16 protein-coding genes are annotated in these 18,838 nt (G+C 51.2%); 3 read left to right on the forward strand and 13 right to left on the reverse strand.

What is annotated here, in order from left to right; translation table 11 throughout:
* Window positions 1–664: 664 nt before the first annotated feature.
* The 6 genes from ACP2AU_RS10855 to ACP2AU_RS10880 all read right to left on the reverse strand — a co-directional run bounded on the left by ACP2AU_RS10855 (window position 665) and on the right by ACP2AU_RS10880 (window position 9,594).
* Window positions 665–1,207, reverse strand: coding sequence for a PH domain-containing protein (locus ACP2AU_RS10855; protein WP_426376186.1), 543 nt, complete (start codon window positions 1,205–1,207; stop codon window positions 665–667).
* Window positions 1,208–1,717: 510 nt separating this feature from the next.
* Window positions 1,718–2,905 (reverse strand): GIY-YIG nuclease family protein, encoded by a 1,188-nt coding sequence (locus ACP2AU_RS10860; RefSeq protein WP_426376188.1) that lies wholly within the window; start codon window positions 2,903–2,905, stop codon window positions 1,718–1,720.
* On the reverse strand, window positions 2,895–4,988 hold the full coding sequence (locus ACP2AU_RS10865; protein WP_426376190.1) for a DEAD/DEAH box helicase: 2,094 nt from the start codon (window positions 4,986–4,988) through the stop codon (window positions 2,895–2,897). Before ACP2AU_RS10865 ends, ACP2AU_RS10860 begins: the two co-directional genes overlap by 11 nt.
* A gap of 15 nt (window positions 4,989–5,003) precedes the next feature.
* Window positions 5,004–6,035, reverse strand: a complete 1,032-nt coding sequence (locus tag ACP2AU_RS10870; protein WP_426376191.1) for a virulence RhuM family protein — start codon at window positions 6,033–6,035, stop codon at window positions 5,004–5,006.
* On the reverse strand, window positions 6,032–6,823 hold the full coding sequence (locus ACP2AU_RS10875; protein WP_426376192.1) for a hypothetical protein: 792 nt from the start codon (window positions 6,821–6,823) through the stop codon (window positions 6,032–6,034). The genes ACP2AU_RS10870 and ACP2AU_RS10875 overlap by 4 nt, the downstream gene beginning before the upstream one ends.
* A complete protein-coding gene (locus ACP2AU_RS10880) occupies window positions 6,820–9,594 on the reverse strand; it encodes a class I SAM-dependent DNA methyltransferase (RefSeq protein WP_426376193.1) in 2,775 nt (924 codons plus the stop codon). Before ACP2AU_RS10880 ends, ACP2AU_RS10875 begins: the two co-directional genes overlap by 4 nt.
* 109 nt (window positions 9,595–9,703) lie before the next feature.
* Here ACP2AU_RS10880 and ACP2AU_RS10885 point away from each other — a divergent pair, with 109 nt between their 5' ends.
* Together ACP2AU_RS10885 and ACP2AU_RS10890 are read left to right on the forward strand one after the other, a co-directional pair.
* On the forward strand, window positions 9,704–10,411 hold the full coding sequence (locus ACP2AU_RS10885; RefSeq protein WP_426376194.1) for a hypothetical protein: 708 nt from the start codon (window positions 9,704–9,706) through the stop codon (window positions 10,409–10,411).
* A gap of 35 nt (window positions 10,412–10,446) precedes the next feature.
* Complete coding sequence (locus ACP2AU_RS10890; protein ID WP_426376195.1) at window positions 10,447–10,890, forward strand: hypothetical protein; 444 nt, start codon at window positions 10,447–10,449, stop codon at window positions 10,888–10,890.
* A gap of 137 nt (window positions 10,891–11,027) precedes the next feature.
* Here the strand turns inward: ACP2AU_RS10890 and ACP2AU_RS10895 are convergent, their stop codons facing one another.
* The 7 genes from ACP2AU_RS10895 to ACP2AU_RS10925 all read right to left on the reverse strand — a co-directional run bounded on the left by ACP2AU_RS10895 (window position 11,028) and on the right by ACP2AU_RS10925 (window position 16,819).
* Window positions 11,028–11,621 (reverse strand): hypothetical protein, encoded by a 594-nt coding sequence (locus ACP2AU_RS10895; protein WP_426376196.1) that lies wholly within the window; start codon window positions 11,619–11,621, stop codon window positions 11,028–11,030.
* Window positions 11,622–11,635: 14 nt separating this feature from the next.
* Window positions 11,636–12,850 carry an AAA family ATPase gene (locus tag ACP2AU_RS10900; RefSeq protein WP_426376197.1) on the reverse strand — a complete coding sequence of 405 codons (1,215 nt, stop codon included), beginning with the start codon at window positions 12,848–12,850 and terminating at the stop codon, window positions 11,636–11,638.
* Window positions 12,847–13,731 carry a toprim domain-containing protein gene (locus ACP2AU_RS10905; RefSeq protein WP_426376198.1) on the reverse strand — a complete coding sequence of 295 codons (885 nt, stop codon included), beginning with the start codon at window positions 13,729–13,731 and terminating at the stop codon, window positions 12,847–12,849. The genes ACP2AU_RS10900 and ACP2AU_RS10905 overlap by 4 nt, the downstream gene beginning before the upstream one ends.
* Before the next feature lie 120 nt (window positions 13,732–13,851).
* Complete coding sequence (locus ACP2AU_RS10910; protein WP_426376199.1) at window positions 13,852–14,208, reverse strand: hypothetical protein; 357 nt, start codon at window positions 14,206–14,208, stop codon at window positions 13,852–13,854.
* A 1-nt stretch (window position 14,209) separates the two neighbouring features.
* Window positions 14,210–14,410 carry an AlpA family transcriptional regulator gene (locus ACP2AU_RS10915; protein WP_426376200.1) on the reverse strand — a complete coding sequence of 67 codons (201 nt, stop codon included), beginning with the start codon at window positions 14,408–14,410 and terminating at the stop codon, window positions 14,210–14,212.
* 91 nt (window positions 14,411–14,501) lie between these two features.
* On the reverse strand, window positions 14,502–15,359 hold the full coding sequence (locus ACP2AU_RS10920) for a DUF6387 family protein (protein ID WP_426376201.1): 858 nt from the start codon (window positions 15,357–15,359) through the stop codon (window positions 14,502–14,504).
* Between the two features lie 47 nt (window positions 15,360–15,406).
* On the reverse strand, window positions 15,407–16,819 hold the full coding sequence (locus ACP2AU_RS10925; RefSeq protein WP_426376202.1) for a tyrosine-type recombinase/integrase: 1,413 nt from the start codon (window positions 16,817–16,819) through the stop codon (window positions 15,407–15,409).
* Between the two features lie 548 nt (window positions 16,820–17,367).
* Here ACP2AU_RS10925 and ACP2AU_RS10930 point away from each other — a divergent pair.
* Window positions 17,368–18,834, forward strand: coding sequence for a uracil-xanthine permease family protein (locus tag ACP2AU_RS10930; protein WP_426376203.1), 1,467 nt, complete (start codon window positions 17,368–17,370; stop codon window positions 18,832–18,834).
* Window positions 18,835–18,838: the final 4 nt, after the last annotated feature.

Genomic DNA, 18,838 nt, shown 5'->3' on the forward strand with positions numbered 1-18,838 from the left:
TCACTGGAAGACCTGACGCCATGGGAATACCTGGCGAAACACCAACGAGCGGAAAACTCTAATCAGCGGTGCAACTGAAACAGGGATGTTTACATACCAAGAGCCCTCCCAGACTGAATATCGCGATGAAAAATATGCCAGTTTGAGTCAAATCACTTTTGGTGATCTTCAAGAAACAAACCCCATAGGTTAGGTGTGACCACTATAACGGGGGGGGGAGTCCAGCCTCTTTTGAGGGATGTATGCAGTAGCGGGGCAAAATCCAAACTAGAATTTCAGATATTATGGGCGGAAGATCGTGGGCACCGGTTAACGGTGATCGTGATATAAAAACATGAACTAGGTGGCAAGCATGACATGGAGTCGTCCACCTTTAAAACCTAACTACCAGCCATTCAGTCGTAAAAGAAAAATAGCTTTTCAATGATTTCCTCCGCCCTCAGGCACAGGTTAGTTTCTTGCCAATAGTTAGTGATAAAAAATGAAAAAATTATTATTGCAAGACCAAGAGCAGAATTAAAAAGCCCATCAAAATAAGAAATGGACCCACCGATGCAAAACCCTATAACTAAAGGACCCCATGAAACCAATAACTTTAGTATGGCACCCAAGAATATATAAATTATAAATATCGATATTATAGAAAAAGTTAGAATTAAGAGATTCAATCCAAATACCCCAGAATCTTTTTCTTTTCGATATCAAACTCCTCTTCGGTGACAAGCCCTCTTTCCAAAAGACTCCCTAATTTGCTAAGCTCTGAATATTTATCAGTTAAATTACTTTCCCTTTCTGAAACCTGACCTCGCCCACCATTCAACACAACCTCGAATCTTCTAACAAACTCTTTTGCAGACCTTTTTTCTACATTCTCTACGATTATGCGTTTTGCACTTGCGGTAACAATTATTTTAGCCAATAGCAGACCGGAAGAACTCGTTATAGAGCTAACTTGATCTATTGGAATAGAATCTTGACGCAAGCCAAAAACCAAGCCTTTATTTATGATTAAAACCCTAAGATTGGTTAAGGATATGAGCCAAGTTGCTCCACCAACCATGCCGGAAGCTAAAGCAAATACCACCTCTCCGGACTGAAGAAGACCTGGTAGTAGAAAGAACTCCTTTTTCGTGAAAAACTGATCATCACCCATCTCCAGAGCAATATTTTTTAGGTCAGCTACACTCTGATCTCGGTTTTTAACCATTGCTTCTCTTTCTAAACGAGGTAGGTTTGGTCAAAGCGAAGGTATTTTTAGCGTCTAGTTTTATTAACCCGCACACGAGCCCATGATCATCAAGACCATAACGATACCCCCTAGAATTAAGTAATTTTTCAGGCTGTGAACTGGACCATTTGGATCGGTTGATCCACAATGCGGACAAGTCTCCGCCGAGCTAGACACCTGCCCCTCGCATTCCTTACAGGTTCCCATCATATTTTTTCCACCTTTTTGGTTTAAATGCTTAAAAGCTTTTCATTACTCTTTTCTGAAAACTACCAAATTAAAATTTAGATTAGAATGACTTCTTCCTGTATGTAGCAAAAAAATACAGTTTTATGCATAAAGTTACACTAACCTGCGCCCCTCCATAAATTAGCCCTATGATGGCCTCTGGCTCCGATTCCTTGACGTAAGGTACAGAATTCGAGGTTACCTACCCCAGTGAGCAACAGGTCAAGACGAGTAGCTTGCCGAGATCTAATGCGAGAGAAATCAGTTCGAACCCAAAAGCGATCCCTGCACAAGCCGGGCATTGCCGGGATCGTATACCAGTTTAGTAATCGACCCATCCCGAATCCGACCAACCGCGTCATCAATCACCGATAGCGGCACCAGAAACCACTCACGCGGTTTAACGGGATGCCCAAACCTATCCTTGATCTCCAGATCCAACTGGGCAGGCGCAAACACGCGATGAAGCAGCGCTTCCAGTTTGGTTCGATTAATCCCGGCCAGTTTGTATGTGGCCACGATTTCCACTTCGGCCAACAGGTAAGTGGCATCATGCTCGGCATTGGCGACGCGAGCCTCCACCTTCCCACCGGTCACTCCGATCTTGTGGATCAGCTCCCGGTGCTCGGCTACGAAGGGATTCTGTGACTTGCTTCGGAGCACGTAGATAGTCCCGCTTTCTACGTCATCGTCATCCCAGGTATCCCGGAATAGCGGCCCGGCATCATGCTCTGTAACCCGGCGACCGGTTTCATCCTTGTAGAGGGCTCGCTGGAGAGACCGGAGCAGGATGTCGCTTTCTGTCTCATTGGAGTAGATCACCCGTAGCCTGGCATCTCTTTCGCCGTTGGGAGCTTTAAAGGCCTCCCCTACCTCTGCCACGTAGACCATTTGGCCATTCAGGATGAAGAAATTGCCCTGTTCGATACTGGCGTCCTGCCCAAAGCGACGGGTCTCACGTATCCCGGCTTTGAGTTCTGCCTCTACCTGCTGGAATAGCGACCTGAACTGGTCAAAGTCCTCACATTTTGTGCGATTGGCAATGTCTTCTACCGCACGTTTCTCGGCGGTAGAGCGAACGTGGCGCAACTCAGTGAGTCCGCCAGCAGGCGCCATATCACTAAGCTCTGCGAGCAATTCCTCATCATCCAGCTCCTCGGCAGACTCGCTTTGAACAGCTGCCTTACCATCCAACAGCCCCTGATAATCAAGGTCAGCCACTAGCTCACGACATTCCTCCAGCGAACGAATCCGGTCGAGGCGCACGGCGTACAGGCGTTCGAAGATGTCATTGTCTTCGCCATGCTGTGGAGCCCGGCCATGTTCCTCCACGAAGCGCTGAACTTCCGCAAAGCCGGCAATAATCCGCTCGTCCCGGGCGCTGCGGCTTTTCTCTTTCTTTGGCTGGGCAAAGTCCTGTAGCTCTGCACTGAGCTCATCAAGATCCATCGTAACGGCCCTCTTCTCGATATCTCATGAACGCAGCTGCCCCCTCGGCCATTCGCCTCTCCCAGGCATCCTGGGAGGTATTGGAGGGCGGGCGGCCTCGCTCTCGCTTAAATTTCACCGCGCGGATCGCCAGTTCTTTTGCCTCGTCCGGAGACAGCGTTGTGCGTTTGGCTGATATGATGGACGCAATTTGTTTAAGACTGTCCTCACTCATGGTCTTTGCCAGAATGGCATAGGCTTCACTGAATGGATTAATCCGGTCGATCAGGTCGATATCCAACTCGGTTACATCCATGGCAAACTTCCGCACCCCAGCTATCAGCGCGGTATTCGGCTTGGTGCTCGATTCACCACCGGCCCCGGCCCCCTCTCCTTCGTTGCCACCAATGGTTTCGAGTAAGGCCTGTTTCGCTTGCTGGGTCATATTTAGCGCAGCAATAGCGTGCTGCCGCACAGCCTCTTGATCGTGCTCATCCAGTTCCGGATACCGGTCTTTAATGATCTTGCCCATGCTGACCTGGGTAAGCTCTTCCGGAATCATCTCCTCATCGAACAAGCCCCGCTCAATCGTATTCTTATCCTGAACAAAGCTGGCGATCACCTCATTCAGGTCTTCCGTGCAAATTCGGGATGCCTCTTCGCTCTTTGGCTCGGCCAGGCCCTTTATCTCTATCTGGAACTGACCAGACTCCTCATTTATCCCCACATTACACTTATTCAGATCATAGCCGTCTTCACCATAGTCGTAGCCCTCAACTGGGCCGGTGGCCGTTGTTGCTTTAGGCTTAAACTCGAAGCGAGGAGCCAGTACCTGCTCCATAAGCAAACTGGCGGCTATGGCCTTGAGCGTATCGTTTACCGCTTCCGTTACTGCCTGCTCTGAGGCATCGGGTTCTGCAATGAGATTGGTAAAACGTGCGCGGGTTTTGCCGGGTGCATCCCTGGTAGAACGGCCGATGATTTGCACAATCTCAGTCAGGCTCGAACGGTAACCCACGGTCAAAGCGTGCTCACACCAGATCCAGTCGAAGCCCTCTTTGGCCATACCCAGAGCAATGATGATGTCTACATGATCACGGTTATTCTTCTGGGCAGAATTTTTCAGCGCAGCAGATACTCGGTCACGCTTGGAGGCATCGTCATCCACCAGATCAGCAATGCGCAGCACTTTGCCACTCGAGGTTTTGACTAATTGGAACCCGGTTTCGGGATCAGTACCCTGCCAGTCACCCAGTTCCTCAATTATGTGCTCAACTTCCCGGATCTTGTCTTTGGTGCTCTCACGGGAGTTCACATTCGGTATGTGGACGATCGTCTTCTCGTTCGGGTCCAAGACCTCCAGAATGCTGTCCGCATAGGAGCCAGAATAAAAGAAATAGCCAATATCAAGCTGTTTCAGATACTCGTAACCGTTCAACTGTTCATAGTAGGTGTAGGTCACCGTATCAAAGCGGGATTCATCGGTGGGAGCCAGAACTGCCTCCGCGTCACCCCGGAAGTACGAGCCTGTCATGGCAACAATGTGGACTTTATCCCTGGCTATGAACTGCCCCAGCTGCGACCCCAGCCGATTATCCGGGTTAGCGGAAACGTGGTGGAATTCATCCACGGCAATCAGTCGATCATCAAACGCCTCGATACCCAATTGATCCACCGCAAAACGGAATGTGGCATGGGTACACACCAGCACCCTATCGTCACTGGCCAAAAAGGCACCTACCGACTTCACCTTGCCGCCGTTATCGGAACCTGGTGCATTGCACAGGTTCCACTTCGGCTCCACATGCCAATCTGCCCAAAAACCAAAATCGCTCAAAGGTTCATCGGCAAAGCTGGAACCGATGGATTTCTCCGGTACTACGATGATCGCTTGTTTCAAACTCTGGTTGTGTAACTTGTCCAGCGCAATGAACATTAACGCCCGACTCTTGCCTGAGGCCGGTGGCGATTTGATCAAAAGGTACTGCTCTCCGCGCCGCTCAAAGGCACGCTCTTGCATTGGCCGCATACCCAGCTCGTTGGACTTGGTAGAGCTACCGTTGCGGGCATAAGAGACTGATACGGACGGAACGCTTTTAGTCATTGGGTACTTCCTGTTTTAATCCCAGTCTGGTTTTTTATCTGGCGTGCGGGCCTGGCGCTTTACCTGTTCCTCGAGCTTCTCAAGCTCCTTGAGGTCCTCCTCGTCAGCCAACATTGCTTCGTTGGTCTTACGCTTCTGGTCGAACTCGCCATAACGTTGGTGAGCAATCTTCTCCATGTTTTCCCGGCTGACGGAACCAGCCCCTTCCAGAATCGGCTGGTCGTTGAAGGCTAACATGCGATCCACATTGTTGCGCCAGAACTCCAGCGTAAGGTCTTTCTGTTGCTTCACCCGCAATTCCGCCTGCTCGAGGAAGATCACCACCAGGCGGTTTAGGCTATCCATTTCGTCAGCAGTCAGGTAATTCTTGGCGATGATCACATCCTGTTTGCGCACCCGGGAACCCTTCCAAGTGGTCAAGGCCATGTTCGGCTGATCCGGGTCTGCACGTTTCAGCACCAGCTCAGCAGCTGTGTAACCGGTAACGGCGTAGATCAGCTTGTTCTGTACCTCAGCAAAAAAAATAGAGGTTTCCCGCTCCCTGGCCCGGTAATCCGAGCTAAGAGCGAACAGGTCACGCACCTTCTGATAGAACCGCTTTTCCGATGCCCGAATCTCGCGGATACGTTCGAGCAATTCATCGAAATAGTCCCAACCACCGGGATTCTTCAGGCGCTCGTCGTCCATGACGAAGCCTTTGAGCAGGAACTCCTTCAAATGCGCACTAGCCCATTGCCGGAACTGGACACCACGTGGGGAACGGACGCGGTAACCGATGGCCAGAATTAGATCCAGATTGTAATGGCTTATTTTGCGTTGAACCTGGCGGCTACCCTCGGTTCGAACTGTCAAGGATTCCTTGACAGTTGCCTCCGGAGTTAATTCACCGTCTTCGAAGATATTCTTGGCATGAAGTGACACATTCTGCTTTGTGGTTTGGAAGAGCTCCGCTGTTTCGAGCTGGGTAAGCCAGACGCTGCCATTCTCGGTGCGCAGGTGGATCTGGGTTTGGCCGTCGTCTGAAGTGTAAAGAATTAGTTCACTCATGGACTGGAGCTTCCTTGTTTCTTTCTGGGGGCATTGCCGTTGAGCCCGAGAGCCTTACTGAGCCAGGCTGGCATAACGGCTTGATCATGATCCCAAAGGTCTGCCGGAACATCCCGCCAGAATGACTCAATTGCATCTGAGAACGCTTGAAACTGATCATCACTGACCGAAAGATCTTTATGGCTGAGGCCGTCAAAAAATAGTGGAGCGGTCCTGCCACACACAGAGTCAAGTAGGTATTCAGGATACTTCTGCTTGAGCTGTGTTAAAGAGTCACCATTTCCATGCTTATAGACATTAACAACCAGCCGACAGGCATCCAGGTGGATATAGTAGGGCTTGCTTCGGATATCCCAGCCTAGAGGCTCGACCAACTCAGCAAAATTGGTAAGCGTTGCTTTCCATACAGCCTTTTCGAATTTCGTCCCCGAGCACCATCCCCTCATCTCGTCCACCATCCACTGGTGAAGCTGCTTATCCCACTCATGGTACATACCCGCAACTACACTCAGTCGAGTGCGAGCCTCCATACCTTTCAACAACTCATAAAACTCCAGACCAGCATCAAATGCCTGCTCTTCAAAGTCTCCAGGCAAATGAAAATCTGGATTGAAACGATGATCGTTGTCCTCTAGCCATTTATCAGCCGCTTGGTTCGCCTCGGCCTCAATATCAGAAAACTGTGACAGCAAGCGCTTTCTGGACTGTTCGACGTAGAAACGATGATTGGCAATTAGCGACCGCCGGAAAGGTTCCCACATTTGAAACAGCGAGTATCTTCCCGTCATGATGCTCTCTGCTTTGTCTTGTTCGTCGAGGAAGAAAAGGCTGTCATTTTTGTGTAGAGCTCGAACAGCTTTTCCAGTCGCTCGGTATCGTTTTTAAAGCGCCGGCCGATGTAAATGCGCTCTAGCACCTCATCATTCTGTTCGTGGGCTTGCCTCAAGTCCGCAGGCATTGCTTCCGGGCGGTAAAGATCCGCAATAGCTGCCGGAAAATGCCCCTCCCGAGCAAGCAAAATATTCTCTGCACATTGAGTTAAGTCAGACTTGTTCTTCTCCGTGAGCCTGGGGATTGGAAAAGTATTCCACCCCATGGTATTGGAATATCTGAAATCTGTTTTCATTTTTCCACACACCGAACCGATCCAGACCAAATGCATGCGCGAGGCGATCAGAGCCATATTCCAAAGAGGAGCGTCGTAGAGCCCAAATGCAAGGTTTGTCAGAGTAGCCTTATTATCGATTACGCCTACTGGCAGGTAAGGCCGCCTCTCTGAAGAAACCGAGGGGACCACAATCGTATGCCTCCCACCAATCCTCATTAGCTTTAGCTGGTGGGCCCTTTTGGCAAGAGCGTTGGCTCCCTTATCCCGACTTGCAAGTCTAAGGGCACGCACCCTCTCTATTCGTTCAGCCAGTTCGGGGATTGACATTGCCTCTTCAAGATGCCGGTCCTCAATCCAAACGCAATATCTGTGTCTACCGTTTATGAAATCTGAAGACCCGTAGATCTTCCGTATAAATTTGGCCTTGGTAAACTCATCGAATTCGAGCTTTTTAAGTTCATATTCATCCAAGAGTAAGTTGCCGCCATCACTCGGCTTATTACCAAATTCCATGGGCGCAACATCAGAAATTGGTGTGCGAGTTTTATTAACAATGGTCACCGAACCAAGCGTCAAATATGGCGAGATAGCGTCTCCAAAACGCACAGAGACCGCTCCATCGCGCGAGCTTTCAAACAATGACTTGGACCGATTGGAAACTGGAGAGATGCCAACAATGACTACAGTCACACCTGCATTTCGACTAGCTAAGTTCGACCATTGAAATGAGGTATGAGCAAAGTCTATCTCCAAGCCTTTTTCAAAAATCGGCGGCCAGAGAAGAGGAACCATTTGTCCCTGACATATAGAATTAGTTGATACAAATGCTGCTTTTCCTCCACATAGTGACATCCAGTCCGCAGCTTTTAAAAACCAACCGGCAACATAATCAAGAAATCCTGTAGAGCCTACTCTTCCGTTAACGATCTCCTTTATTTCCTGCTTTTGACTCTTACTTTGCCAAGTCGAGCCTAGATATGGAGGGTTTCCGCATATATAGGTCTCTCCACCCTCGTTCTGAAAATCAATTTCAGATTGATCCAAAGGAGTCCCAAACAAATCATCCGCATTAAACCTCACGCCAGTACCTGTAGGAGGACAAATTGTTAGCCAGTCCAACCTCAGTGCATTGCCGCAAGTGATCCAGTTTTCAGCATCGAGTGGCAAAAACTCTTGAAGAGCTTCCTTTTGCCCTCGATACACGACATTGCACTGGTACTCTGCAATAATCAGTGCAAGCCTCGCGATCTCTGCGGAGAAATCTCGGAGCTCGATGCCTCGAAAATTCGTAAGCGGAATATCGCTCTTCCGCCCAGGTTCACCCCGCCGCTCATTGATCTCATTTTCGATCTCTCGCATCTGCTTATAGGCAATTACCAAGAAATTCCCTGAGCCGCAGGCCGGATCAAACACACGAATCCGGGACATGCGATTGCGGAGATTCAGCAGTTTACGAGGGCTATCAGCCGCCTCCTCTAACTTCTCACGAAGATCATCCAAGAAAAGCGGGTTTAGCACCTTGAGGATGTTTGGAACGCTCGTGTAATGCATTCCCAGCGAGCCTCGCTCCTCATCATCAGCAACGGCCTGGATCATCGAACCGAAGATATCTGGGTTAATCTGAGTCCAGTCCAGATTCCCGATGTGAAGAAGGTAGGAGCGGGCGATCTTGCTGAATTTTGGAACTTGAACACTTCCGGAGAACAAACCGCCATTCACATAGGGGAAACGCTCTGTCCACCTTGGCAGGCCCGCAGCCTGGCGATCAGCTGCCCGGGTGTTCATGGCCCGGAAGACTTCGCTAATCACTTCATGGGTATTGGAAGAATCCCGGGCGCTCATCTGCTCTACGGTGTCCGTAAACAAGCTTTCGCCGGCAAAGATATCGGTGTCTTCAGCAAAGAAGCAGAAGATCAGCCTGGCCATGAAGTGGTTCATCTCATGGCGCTGCTCACTGCCGCCCCAGTCCGGGTTGTCTTTCAGCAGCTCAACATAAAGGCGGTTCAGGCGGCTGGTGGCCCGTATATCAAAGGAGCTGTCACGCAGCTGCTTAACGGTAGAAATGCCGGCCAGCGGCAGGAAGAAACCGAAGTGGTCAGGGAACTGTTGGTACTCACAGGCAACAGTTTCACCCGTCTCCAGATCCTCAGCCTCAAAATCAGCACCGTCCGTAGAAAGGATAAACCGCGCCTTAGCCCGGGCAGTCGCTGGGCTCCCCCTGAGCTCACCCAGCTTATGAGTAACCTCTCCGGCATCAGCCACCGCTATGTGGATGTTATTGGTCTGTAATACACCGCCAGCGTCCGACTTGTTGGTAGTGCCGGCCCTCAGCCGCTTGATGGTGGTTTCTTTATTGCCAAATGCGCGCAGGAAGGCGAAGGGGAATTCGTCTTTGTCGAATGCCTCCAGGGCTAGATCGGATATTGCTTCTTCGATTTCTACTGCGTTCATTGACCAAACCGCCTTTGATAAGCCTACAAGATACTGCTTTACTGATGGACAAAGAAAATTTAAGCCCGAAGTTTACCAGCCACCATATCCCAGTGACAGAAAAGGGAAAATGTTCGCACAGCTCGATAGAGCTTCAGAAAGGGCAATGGCAGAAGGACTCACCATGAAGCTAGCGCTAGACGAAATCGCCGTGGCCCTGCCCGACCATCTATCTCCCAAGACGATTGAGAGATTCAACATCGCCTTCCGGGGGCTGAGCTACCAGTCCGACTACTGCCTATACCACTACGAACAGTTCAAAGCGGAGCACGAACGCCACGAAGCAGCCATGAGAGGGGCGCTTCCCCTCGACCAGATTCAAAATCCCCAGTATTACCGAATAGCGTTTGAGGCCAACGCGTACGCATTCTTTCGTGCGTTGCACGCAATGATTGAGTCACTTCCGTACCTCCTTAACATTATTTTGACTGTCAAGGAGGATGTCGAAGCTCGAGATGTTAACTGGAAAACCTTAACTGAATGGCTCACTGAAAGGCCGGATTTCGAGGCACCGCGAAAGCAGATTAAAACTCTAAGGGGTAGCTCTCTTTACAAACAGCTCAATACCCTAGTCAACGTCACAAAGCATCGGAGAATTCCGAGGATCGATAGCGGCAATTTTGCCGGTTCACGGCCTCGTTTCTGCCCAGACGACTTAGATCAAGAATTTGAGTCGCACAACATCATCCAGTTGATGGAAGCGGCCTATGATGAGCTCCACCCACAGGCATTGGAAATCATTCTGAGCATTGCCGGAGCAAGACAGGCAGCCTCATAGTACCGCCACTTGCTCAACCAACATAAGGACAATAAATGACAAGGAAACTCTCGGAATATCGAATCGCCAGAGAACTTGGAGAGGCAGTAACCAAACGCCTTGTTACAGGCTGTATCCGCGACCTCCAAGCGATGAAGGAAAGCCTATTATCAGGCGAGGACTCTGGCCTTGAAAATATATGGGATGAAATCTGCGTACAGCAACAACAGGAACAGTCCATTTATTGGGATGTATACCAAGCCACAATAGACGCTTTTATCGAACACCGGGTAGACCAGCTACTCCCCTATGAACTGGATGCGGTGTGGCTTCTTACACAGGAAGGTGACGACTGGGACACAGAGCTGGAAGAGGAGCGAGACGCCTACCCCGTTATGGCACATGATGTGGTGGCCTACTTGCAAGATGAGCTGCTCACGTCGGCCAGTGACTGGAGCAACGCCAGAATATCTAACTATATTGATAGTGGATACGAATAACCTTGTGAGCCGCCCTTGGCGGGGCTTACAAAAGCTCCCGCCGTTTCTTTTCTAACTCCCTGAGCATCGTTGCCAATTCCCGCAGTTGTGACCTCTCCCCACCTTTCCAGGCATTGCGTGAGACCTTCGCTTTGCCATTACCGCTTGTAGGGCCGGTGCTGTTTTTCCACGGTTGCCATTGCCGGATCAGCTCCGCCTGCCTGGCCCGTCGCTCTGGTGTCCAGCCGTTCGCCATTGTCTGTCTCCAATAGTTTGTTTGGCGCTTTTCGTTTTTTCCGCGTGCGCGCGCCTTGCGCTTCGTTATTAACCTGTACTTGGTTACCGATATTGGCCTGCTGAACGAAGGCAACCCTCTTTGGCGCCTTCAGCTCAACCAGTGTTTGCAGGGTGGCCCTGGCCTGGTTCTGAGCCTTGAGGGCCAGCTTCATATAGCGTTCCAGTTTTTCAAGATTGCCGCTTGTGAGCGCATCGCTTGTTAACTTGGCGAACAGGCCATCCAGAGTGTGGGCCTGGGCGGTTAACATGGCTTCAGCCCGGGATAGATCGTCCGTATTAATTGCGTCCGACTGCCTTTTGAGCTCAGCCACCAGCTCCGTCACATTGGCACTATCTATACTCTGGCAAATGGTTAATACAGAGGCACTGAGACATTCCGGAGTGGTTATGGTCTGCGCCAGCGTTTGTTCTGAGCGACCCCGGTCGGTCACCGCGTCCTGCTGTCGTTTAGTCACTGGGTTTTCCACAGTCATTCTCTCCCCGGCTTGCCGGTTTTCGCTTTATGTCCGGCCTGTGTCCGGAGGTTGTCCGATTGTTGTCCGCCTTGTCCGTTATTGATGTGTATTGCTTTGTCCGTCCTGTCCGTTGCCCCTAATGGGCTCCCTTCCGGACGGACAAGATAAACATGCGGCCCTTCAAATCTGACCTGCCCCCTATCGGCCAACGTATTTTTGGCATCGTGAAAGCGCTGACGGGGAACACCTTTCTCTTCACAAGCCTTTTTCCACTCCACTACGGTAATGTGGACTGGATGATCTCCTCGGCCTTGGCTTTCAAGCCTCTCAGCAATCTCAGCATGGCGCTGCTCCAGAACACTCAGCGCTGCCCTCTGCTGTTTGCCGAGCTTTGCCGTATCGGGCTCTGGTGCTGTGTATTCAGCAGGCTTTAGTGCCGCCCCCATTATTGAATTCCCTTGATCATCCTGAATTGGCACCCCTGCCAATTCGAAGGCAAGAGGTTCGGGCTCTTCCGCGTCTTTCATCTTCCGAGGGATCAAGCGAATAAGCTTATCCTCGTTGCCGCGTGTCACCTCATATTCAGCGTCCGCAGCGCCTTTCAAGGCCGATGATCCCCGAGCGCCCCGGTCTCCATCCTTCCCGCTATGGTGAACAATGAGCACGGTGGCATTCCAGCGCCTACGAAGTGTGTCGGCGTTGCGAACAAACTGGCCCATATCGGTAGCGCTATTTTCATCCCCGCCGAAATTTCGGGCCAGCGTATCTACAACAATCAGTACCGGGTTTTCACCGGTTGCGTCCGCCAGCTCTTGAACAGCCTGAGCCACACTTGCGGCGCTGGTACTACTGGAAAGTTCAGCAGCAGCCTCTGAGATGAACAACAGCTCTGGCATCTCTTGCTGATTGAGCTGGGCCCATGCCCGCAGCCGTCGCGCCAGGCCGTTGTGGCCTTCACCAGCAATGTAGAACACCGCCCCAGGCTTTACATCACGCTCATGAAACAGTGTTTTACTGGCGATACAGCAGGAAACGTCCAAGGCAAGGAATGACTTACCTTTGCCCGGAGCGCCATACATCACGGCAATCGCATCTTCTTCGATATACCCCTCAACTAACCAGGCAATAGGGTTTACCGGCATATTGGCAGCCGACACGAAGCCAAAGGGGGTCTCCGGTTGCGGGTACACGGGTGCGGGTATAAGCGGTGGAATCGTAACTGCGTTCACTTAACCGCCCTCCAAACCGCCAGGTCGTTAAAATCCGAGAGTTCCAGCGGTGCTTCCGGCGGAAAGTCGGGAAACACCATTGCGCATCCCAGCTCCTGAGCAGCTTTAGTGGCGTATTCAACACCAACATTACTCTTGCCCTCCGAAGCCGTTTTGCGGTCATCATCACCGGAGATAATCAGTGAGCTTCTTGAATAACGGCGCCGTAGATAGCGCCCCACACTCAGCAGGTTCTGAGCAGTCATAGCACATGCCACCGCCGCACCTGTCTCCGCATGGATCGTGGCGCCTGTAGCAAAGCCTTCGCAGACGTACAGCGGCTTTCCGGGTTCTGGCTGACCGAGGGGTGCGTAACACCCCTTGATCCGGCCTCCTTTCAGAAATCGTTTAGTACCATCAGGTGCAATCCTCTGTAGGTTTACCAACAAACCTTCACCGTAAAGCGGTACACACAGAATCTCGCCAGCTTGGCGCAGCACGTAGGGCTCAATCCGTTTTCGAACGAGGTAGCCGTGTTGGCTATTCGCCTTCCGGGCTTCATGCCACAGTCGATTAGCACGATCCGCCGCAAGTCTCTGCTCTTCGGCCTTTGCCGCTTCTCGAGAACGAATGGCATGGCGTACTAGCTCAGAAACTTGTCTGGCCTCACTCCGGCCATACGACTGTCGGGCACACCATTTTCTGGTTTCGCCATCCTTCCAATTTCCATAAACTCCGGCGGCAATGCCATCCAAGAAAAAAATGTACCAACCATTTTTGGTACCGGGCTTATCCCCTGGCACATAAAACCGATGAATCTCTCCGTCCGGGGTCGGTATCCATCCAAGCGGGCCAAACGCTTCTTGGAGTTCATCAGCGAACATGGTGGCAGTGGCGCTCATACATAACCTCCCACCAAAATCAATGTCACGGCAACTACAGTAACCAGTAAGTCCATGACTGCGGGCCGATCCTGGAACCAGACTGCGGCTTTGAAGAGTAGGTTTCGGATTGAGGACTTTTTACTCATCGCCTGCTCTCCCCTTTAACGATCTGCGTGTGCGAGTGAGGAGATTCATTATTACCTGGCCTTTCTCGCGCTCAGCTTCCGAGAGACTGTAACGAACCACCGGGGTGTGTGAGCCCCAGCGGTTTGGCACGCGCTCCCATGAACGGTTAAAAACCAATCCATAATGATTTTTTAGCGTTGAGATCGTACTATTCAGGCAGTGATCACCAACCGGTTCAGCGTCGAAGCGATTAAGGCTGCCGCCGTCAAGCATCACCTTGAGAATGCGGGCGGTTTTGTTCAGCGGCTTTTTGGTATAATGGGCCTTGCTCAGGCGGCTTTGTTCTTCGGAATGGGTCGCTTTTTTCATGTTAGACCTCCCCATCCAGCTGGGCGGCTACCCAGTTTTCTACCAAATGACTATCCCAGCCAACGGCCCGAGGCCCGATCTTGCGAGATTTTGGGAACCGACCTTCTTTCATGAGGTTGTAGATGTGTGCCCGACCAAAGCCAGTGGCGGCTTTGACTTCAGGAAGGCGCATGATGCGGCGGGGGTGCTCTTGGGTATACATAACCAAATCTCCTTTGCGCTTCCTAGCGCTTTGTGGATTCGGTTACCTATTATCTAGATCAGATTCCGGGAAACTAGACCATGTTTTTCGGCTAAAAAGTTTCCTTGAATTGCCCCTGGCTATGAGTTGGGGCTCCAGCTCTGGCTTCTTTTGCTGCAATAACCTCAAGCTGGCCAAGGTCTTTCATCAGAGCTTTAATCATTGGCTCAATGGTTTTCTTATAGTTATCAACACTCTTTGGGTATCCCACCCCATCGACCATGTCATCAGAGGATTTTGTGACACCGTTTTCGATACACCAGATCCAAAGGTCTAGGTATTCCAATACCTTATAGCTCGCCCAGCGCAAATAGAGTGGCTTTCGTTGCTTGCTTTGTTCTTGGCGCCGCCATTCCTCTAACCACGCTTTAAACGCACCAATCAAGGCATCATTTGAAGCCCTCATATCAACCACAAGTAAAACGTGACCCTTCATGCCAGCACCAAGGGGAGATTGCTTAACCTCGCTCGAAATCGTCGGCCACTGCTCCAGCGCATGCCACCGCTCTAAAGAAATACCCTCACTGTCAGCTTGCAACCGATCTGCTGCCCACTGGTTTACCAAGTCTGAAAAGAGCATCGTCCGCACGGGATATTTAAGACGCCTATAATTGTAATCTGCTGTAAATGAAGCCCAGCTCCTACAGGCATCTAAATCTAACGGTGATTGTCTAAGCGCCTTTAGCTCCTCACGCATTTCCGGCATCAGGTCGTAAGTGTCTGTCAACTCCCACATTGTTTCGTCATGCAATGAGAGGCCTTCCAATTCATGTATCGAAAAGACATCCATGATGTTCTTTCTTATCCGAACAGCTGCCAACCACTCTGCCGCTCGAAATTCTTCGGTTCCCTCATATTTTTTTAACTCGAACCAATCCGGCAAGCTGCGATCTTTGTAATAATGCGCCATGGAAGTCAGCCCCTCGATAACATGCGAAGAATTCTTGTCCGGATGAGTTAAGCCCGTTTGAACTGGCCTTGTATAACGTTGTCAGCTGTCAAAATCGCCTCGATTCTCTCACCTAACAAACTCCATGCCTCGGCCTTCTCTCGAGCATAATCATGGTGAAGGTAATGACGGCGCACCTTGCCTTTCATTATGTGATTCTGGCAACGGTCAATGAGGTCAATCGAGATACCAAGACTTTGCATCATTGTCGCGCCAGTGCGGCGCAGGTCATGAGGTATCCAGTCACCGTTGGCCCCGTCAGCTAGAACCAACGTGTCGTTATGCTGGCGACCAAGCAGAGGCTTTGAGCGGTTTTTAAATCGACATTGGCGGTCGCCGACCTGTTTACTTACAGATTTGACGCACACATGGCCGGTTTTGGTTTTCGACGGGAAGCAAAAAGGCGTATCCCCAGTTTCAGCATGGAGCCGCTTAAACTGGGACAGTGCGAAGGGAGATAGAAAGACGTGATGATCCTGGCGCTTTCCACGCTTTCCCTTGGTGTTTTCAGCGGGAAGAAACCAGGTACCGGCATCCAGGTCAACATGCCGCCACTCGGCTTTTAATAGTTCTCCTATCCGACAAAGGGTGCCAAGACAGATCCACAAAGCGCACTGAGTTCTCAGAGTAACGGGCCGTATACCTGAATACTTCTCTCCCGCAGGCAAGTCCGCATAATCCGATTCAAGTTTGGCGAAAATATCTCTCAGCTCTCGAATCTCATCCGCAGACAAAACCCGATCACGTTCTTCCTGATAGTCCGGATCAAGCAACTTTTCCACATCTACTAGATCTGCGGGATTACCATCAACCATGAGCCCGCGCCATGGCTTCCGTTTCTCCCCCCAGCGCAGCATCTGGCCCATATCATTGTTCAGAATCACGACCGTCCGGTTTAAGCCTCGTGCTCGAACGGAGCGCAGTACAGCTAAAAGATCCTTCTCTGAGAGTTCACGGATCGTTTTCTTGCCGATCTTTGGTAGCACATCTTTTTGAAAGGAACGTTTCAGTCCGGCGTTACCGTCTTGCCGGGCAACTCCATCTTTAAGCCACTCAGTAAAAAGATCCGCTACGGTCAGGTTTTCGGTAGCCTGTTGCTCAGCCTCGGCAATAGTTGCTGCTATGGCAGCCTGGGCTTCGATCTTTGCGGCTTTGTTTGCTTTGGTGGGGTGAATGCCTTTGGCAACTTTCGTCTTGGCTACATCACGCTCAACCCGTAGTTCAGCCAGGGATTTCTTCGGCCAGGAACCTAGCCGGTGGTCATGTTTGCGGCCATCGAGTTTGAACTCGTAACGGAACAAGACCGTAATGCCGCGAACTCCTGCGCGAACCTTCCCGACAATTCCTCCGTCCTCGCGCAGTGTCTTTCCGTCGTCAGCCTCAGTCAGAGATTCCAACTGCCGGACAGTCAGCTTGGCCATTATTCATCCACCCCAGGTCAGATTCACCAAAGTCCATTTTTGCCCCACTTTTTGCCCCACCGGATCGGCTAGCTCTCAGTGTTCCTTAATGGACAACCATGGAAGAATAATAACCTTAACTCTCTATTTATTCTACTTTTTTTAAAATCCAGAGAAGTCTATTTATATCTAACAAAATACACTTTGTAACCGCATGGGGTGCAAGGGGTAGTAGGTTCAAATCCTACCGTCCCGACCAGAATTTCCCCACGAAGCCCGGGCCGAAAGGTCCGGGCTTTGTTGTATCTGCCACACCCACATCTTTTCGGGTGCTCACGAGCGACAAAAGCGCGCCACACCCTCGCCAGGCACCAACACCGACCACCAAGACCGCCTTACCAGATCACGCCTCGAGCGCCACCGCCCCCTCCTCCCGGACATTTGTACAAATCTGAACGCAAAAAAGTACCCATGGTGAAAACTTTGGGTTGATCTGAGTACAATACATGGAACAGAATAGATACACGTAATGTCCGTAATGGATACAATAACAAGGCGAGATGATTCTTATGACCGATGCACACGCCCCTCCGACACAGCGCAAAGATTCCGGCGTCCCCAGCACCTCCCTGTTTGATTTCCACAGTCGTCCGTCAATCACCAAGGCCTTGCCGCTGGGCTTGCAGCACTTGCTTGCGGCAATAGCCGGCATTATTACCCCGCCCATCATTGTTGCTGGTGTCGTCGGCGCCTCGGTGCCCGACCGAATGCTGCTGATTCAGGCAGCCATTCTGGCTTCAGGGATCTGTACCCTCTTTCATTTGTACGGCGTCTGGAAGCTGGGAGCCCGCGTTCCGGCGCTGTTCGGCGTCGGCTTCGCCTACGTCCCCACGCTGATTGCCGTCGGCAGCCAATACGGAATTGAAGGCATCATGGGCGCCCAGCTGATCGGCGGCATCTCCATGATGGTCATCGGCTACTTTATCCAGTACATCCGGCATCTGTTCCCACCCGTTGTTGCGGGCACCGTTGTTCTGGTCATCGGCCTTTCTCTTTACGACGTCGCCATCCGTTATATGGCGGGCAGTGGCAATGTGAATGCAGAAGGATTCGGACACCCCAACAACTGGCTGGTCGGCATTGTTACCATGCTGACCGTGCTCATCTCCGCCCAGTTCGGCAAAGGTGTCTTCAAGCTGGCCGCTGTTATTGTAGGCATTGTCGTAGGCTATGTTATTGCCCTTCCTCTGGGCATGGTCAATTTCGACAATGTGGGCAACGCCGCTGCCGTCGCCATTCCCGAATTCATGCCCTTTGAGATGGAATTCCACGCCGCCGCCATTACTTCCATGGTGGTTATCTGCATCATCAACTCGGTGCAGACCATCGGCGATCTCTCGGCAACGACCGTCGGCGGCATGAACCGGGAACTGAAAACCAAAGAACTGACCGGGGGTTTACTGGGCAACGGCCTCACAACCGCATTGAGCGCCTTTTTTGCGGCCATGCCCACCTCGACCTTCAGTCAGAACGTTGGCATTGTCGCGATGACCAAGGTGATCAGTCGCTTCGTTCTTGCCATTACCGGCTGCCTGCTGTTAATCGCCGGATTAAGCCCGGTGTTCAGTGCCGCGATCACCACTATTCCGATGCCGGTTCTCGGTGGTGCCACCATTGCCGTGTTCGGCATGATTTCAATGACCGGTATACAGCTGTTGATCAAAGATGAGCTGTCAGCACGCAACATGACCATTGTCGGTCTGTCACTGGCCTTAAGCATGGGCATCTCTTCGGTTCCCGAGGCAACTGCAATGTTCCCGGAAACCCTGAAAAACATTATCGGCGGGTCCCCCATTGTTGTCGCAGCGTTCGTTGCTTTCACCCTGAACATTGTACTGCCCAACAAGACTTTGGCTGATGAAGCGCGCGAGCGGCGGGAAATCGAGCTCGCAGAGAAAGAGAGATGCGATCGAATCAAGTCTGCGGAGGAGTCCCGCATAACTTCAAAAAAGTCAGTCGCTGAGAGTCTCGGTTAATCGA

The organism is Marinobacter sp. VGCF2001 (assembly GCF_049943275.1).
Classification (GTDB): Bacteria; Pseudomonadota; Gammaproteobacteria; order Pseudomonadales; family Oleiphilaceae; genus Marinobacter.

Coding starts and splice junctions, on each gene's coding strand:
- ACP2AU_RS10855 (WP_426376186.1), bottom strand. CDS start 1,207: ATGGTTAAAAACCGAGATCAGAGTGTAGCTGACCTAAAAAATATTGCT.
- ACP2AU_RS10860 (WP_426376188.1), bottom strand. CDS start 2,905: ATGGATCTTGATGAGCTCAGTGCAGAGCTACAGGACTTTGCCCAGCCA.
- ACP2AU_RS10865 (WP_426376190.1), bottom strand. CDS start 4,988: ATGACTAAAAGCGTTCCGTCCGTATCAGTCTCTTATGCCCGCAACGGT.
- ACP2AU_RS10870 (WP_426376191.1), bottom strand. CDS start 6,035: ATGAGTGAACTAATTCTTTACACTTCAGACGACGGCCAAACCCAGATC.
- ACP2AU_RS10875 (WP_426376192.1), bottom strand. CDS start 6,823: ATGACGGGAAGATACTCGCTGTTTCAAATGTGGGAACCTTTCCGGCGG.
- ACP2AU_RS10880 (WP_426376193.1), bottom strand. CDS start 9,594: ATGAACGCAGTAGAAATCGAAGAAGCAATATCCGATCTAGCCCTGGAG.
- ACP2AU_RS10885 (WP_426376194.1), top strand. CDS start 9,704: ATGTTCGCACAGCTCGATAGAGCTTCAGAAAGGGCAATGGCAGAAGGA.
- ACP2AU_RS10890 (WP_426376195.1), top strand. CDS start 10,447: ATGACAAGGAAACTCTCGGAATATCGAATCGCCAGAGAACTTGGAGAG.
- ACP2AU_RS10905 (WP_426376198.1), bottom strand. CDS start 13,731: ATGAGCGCCACTGCCACCATGTTCGCTGATGAACTCCAAGAAGCGTTT.
- ACP2AU_RS10910 (WP_426376199.1), bottom strand. CDS start 14,208: ATGAAAAAAGCGACCCATTCCGAAGAACAAAGCCGCCTGAGCAAGGCC.
- ACP2AU_RS10915 (WP_426376200.1), bottom strand. CDS start 14,410: ATGTATACCCAAGAGCACCCCCGCCGCATCATGCGCCTTCCTGAAGTC.
- ACP2AU_RS10920 (WP_426376201.1), bottom strand. CDS start 15,359: ATGGCGCATTATTACAAAGATCGCAGCTTGCCGGATTGGTTCGAGTTA.
- ACP2AU_RS10925 (WP_426376202.1), bottom strand. CDS start 16,819: ATGGCCAAGCTGACTGTCCGGCAGTTGGAATCTCTGACTGAGGCTGAC.
- ACP2AU_RS10930 (WP_426376203.1), top strand. CDS start 17,368: ATGACCGATGCACACGCCCCTCCGACACAGCGCAAAGATTCCGGCGTC.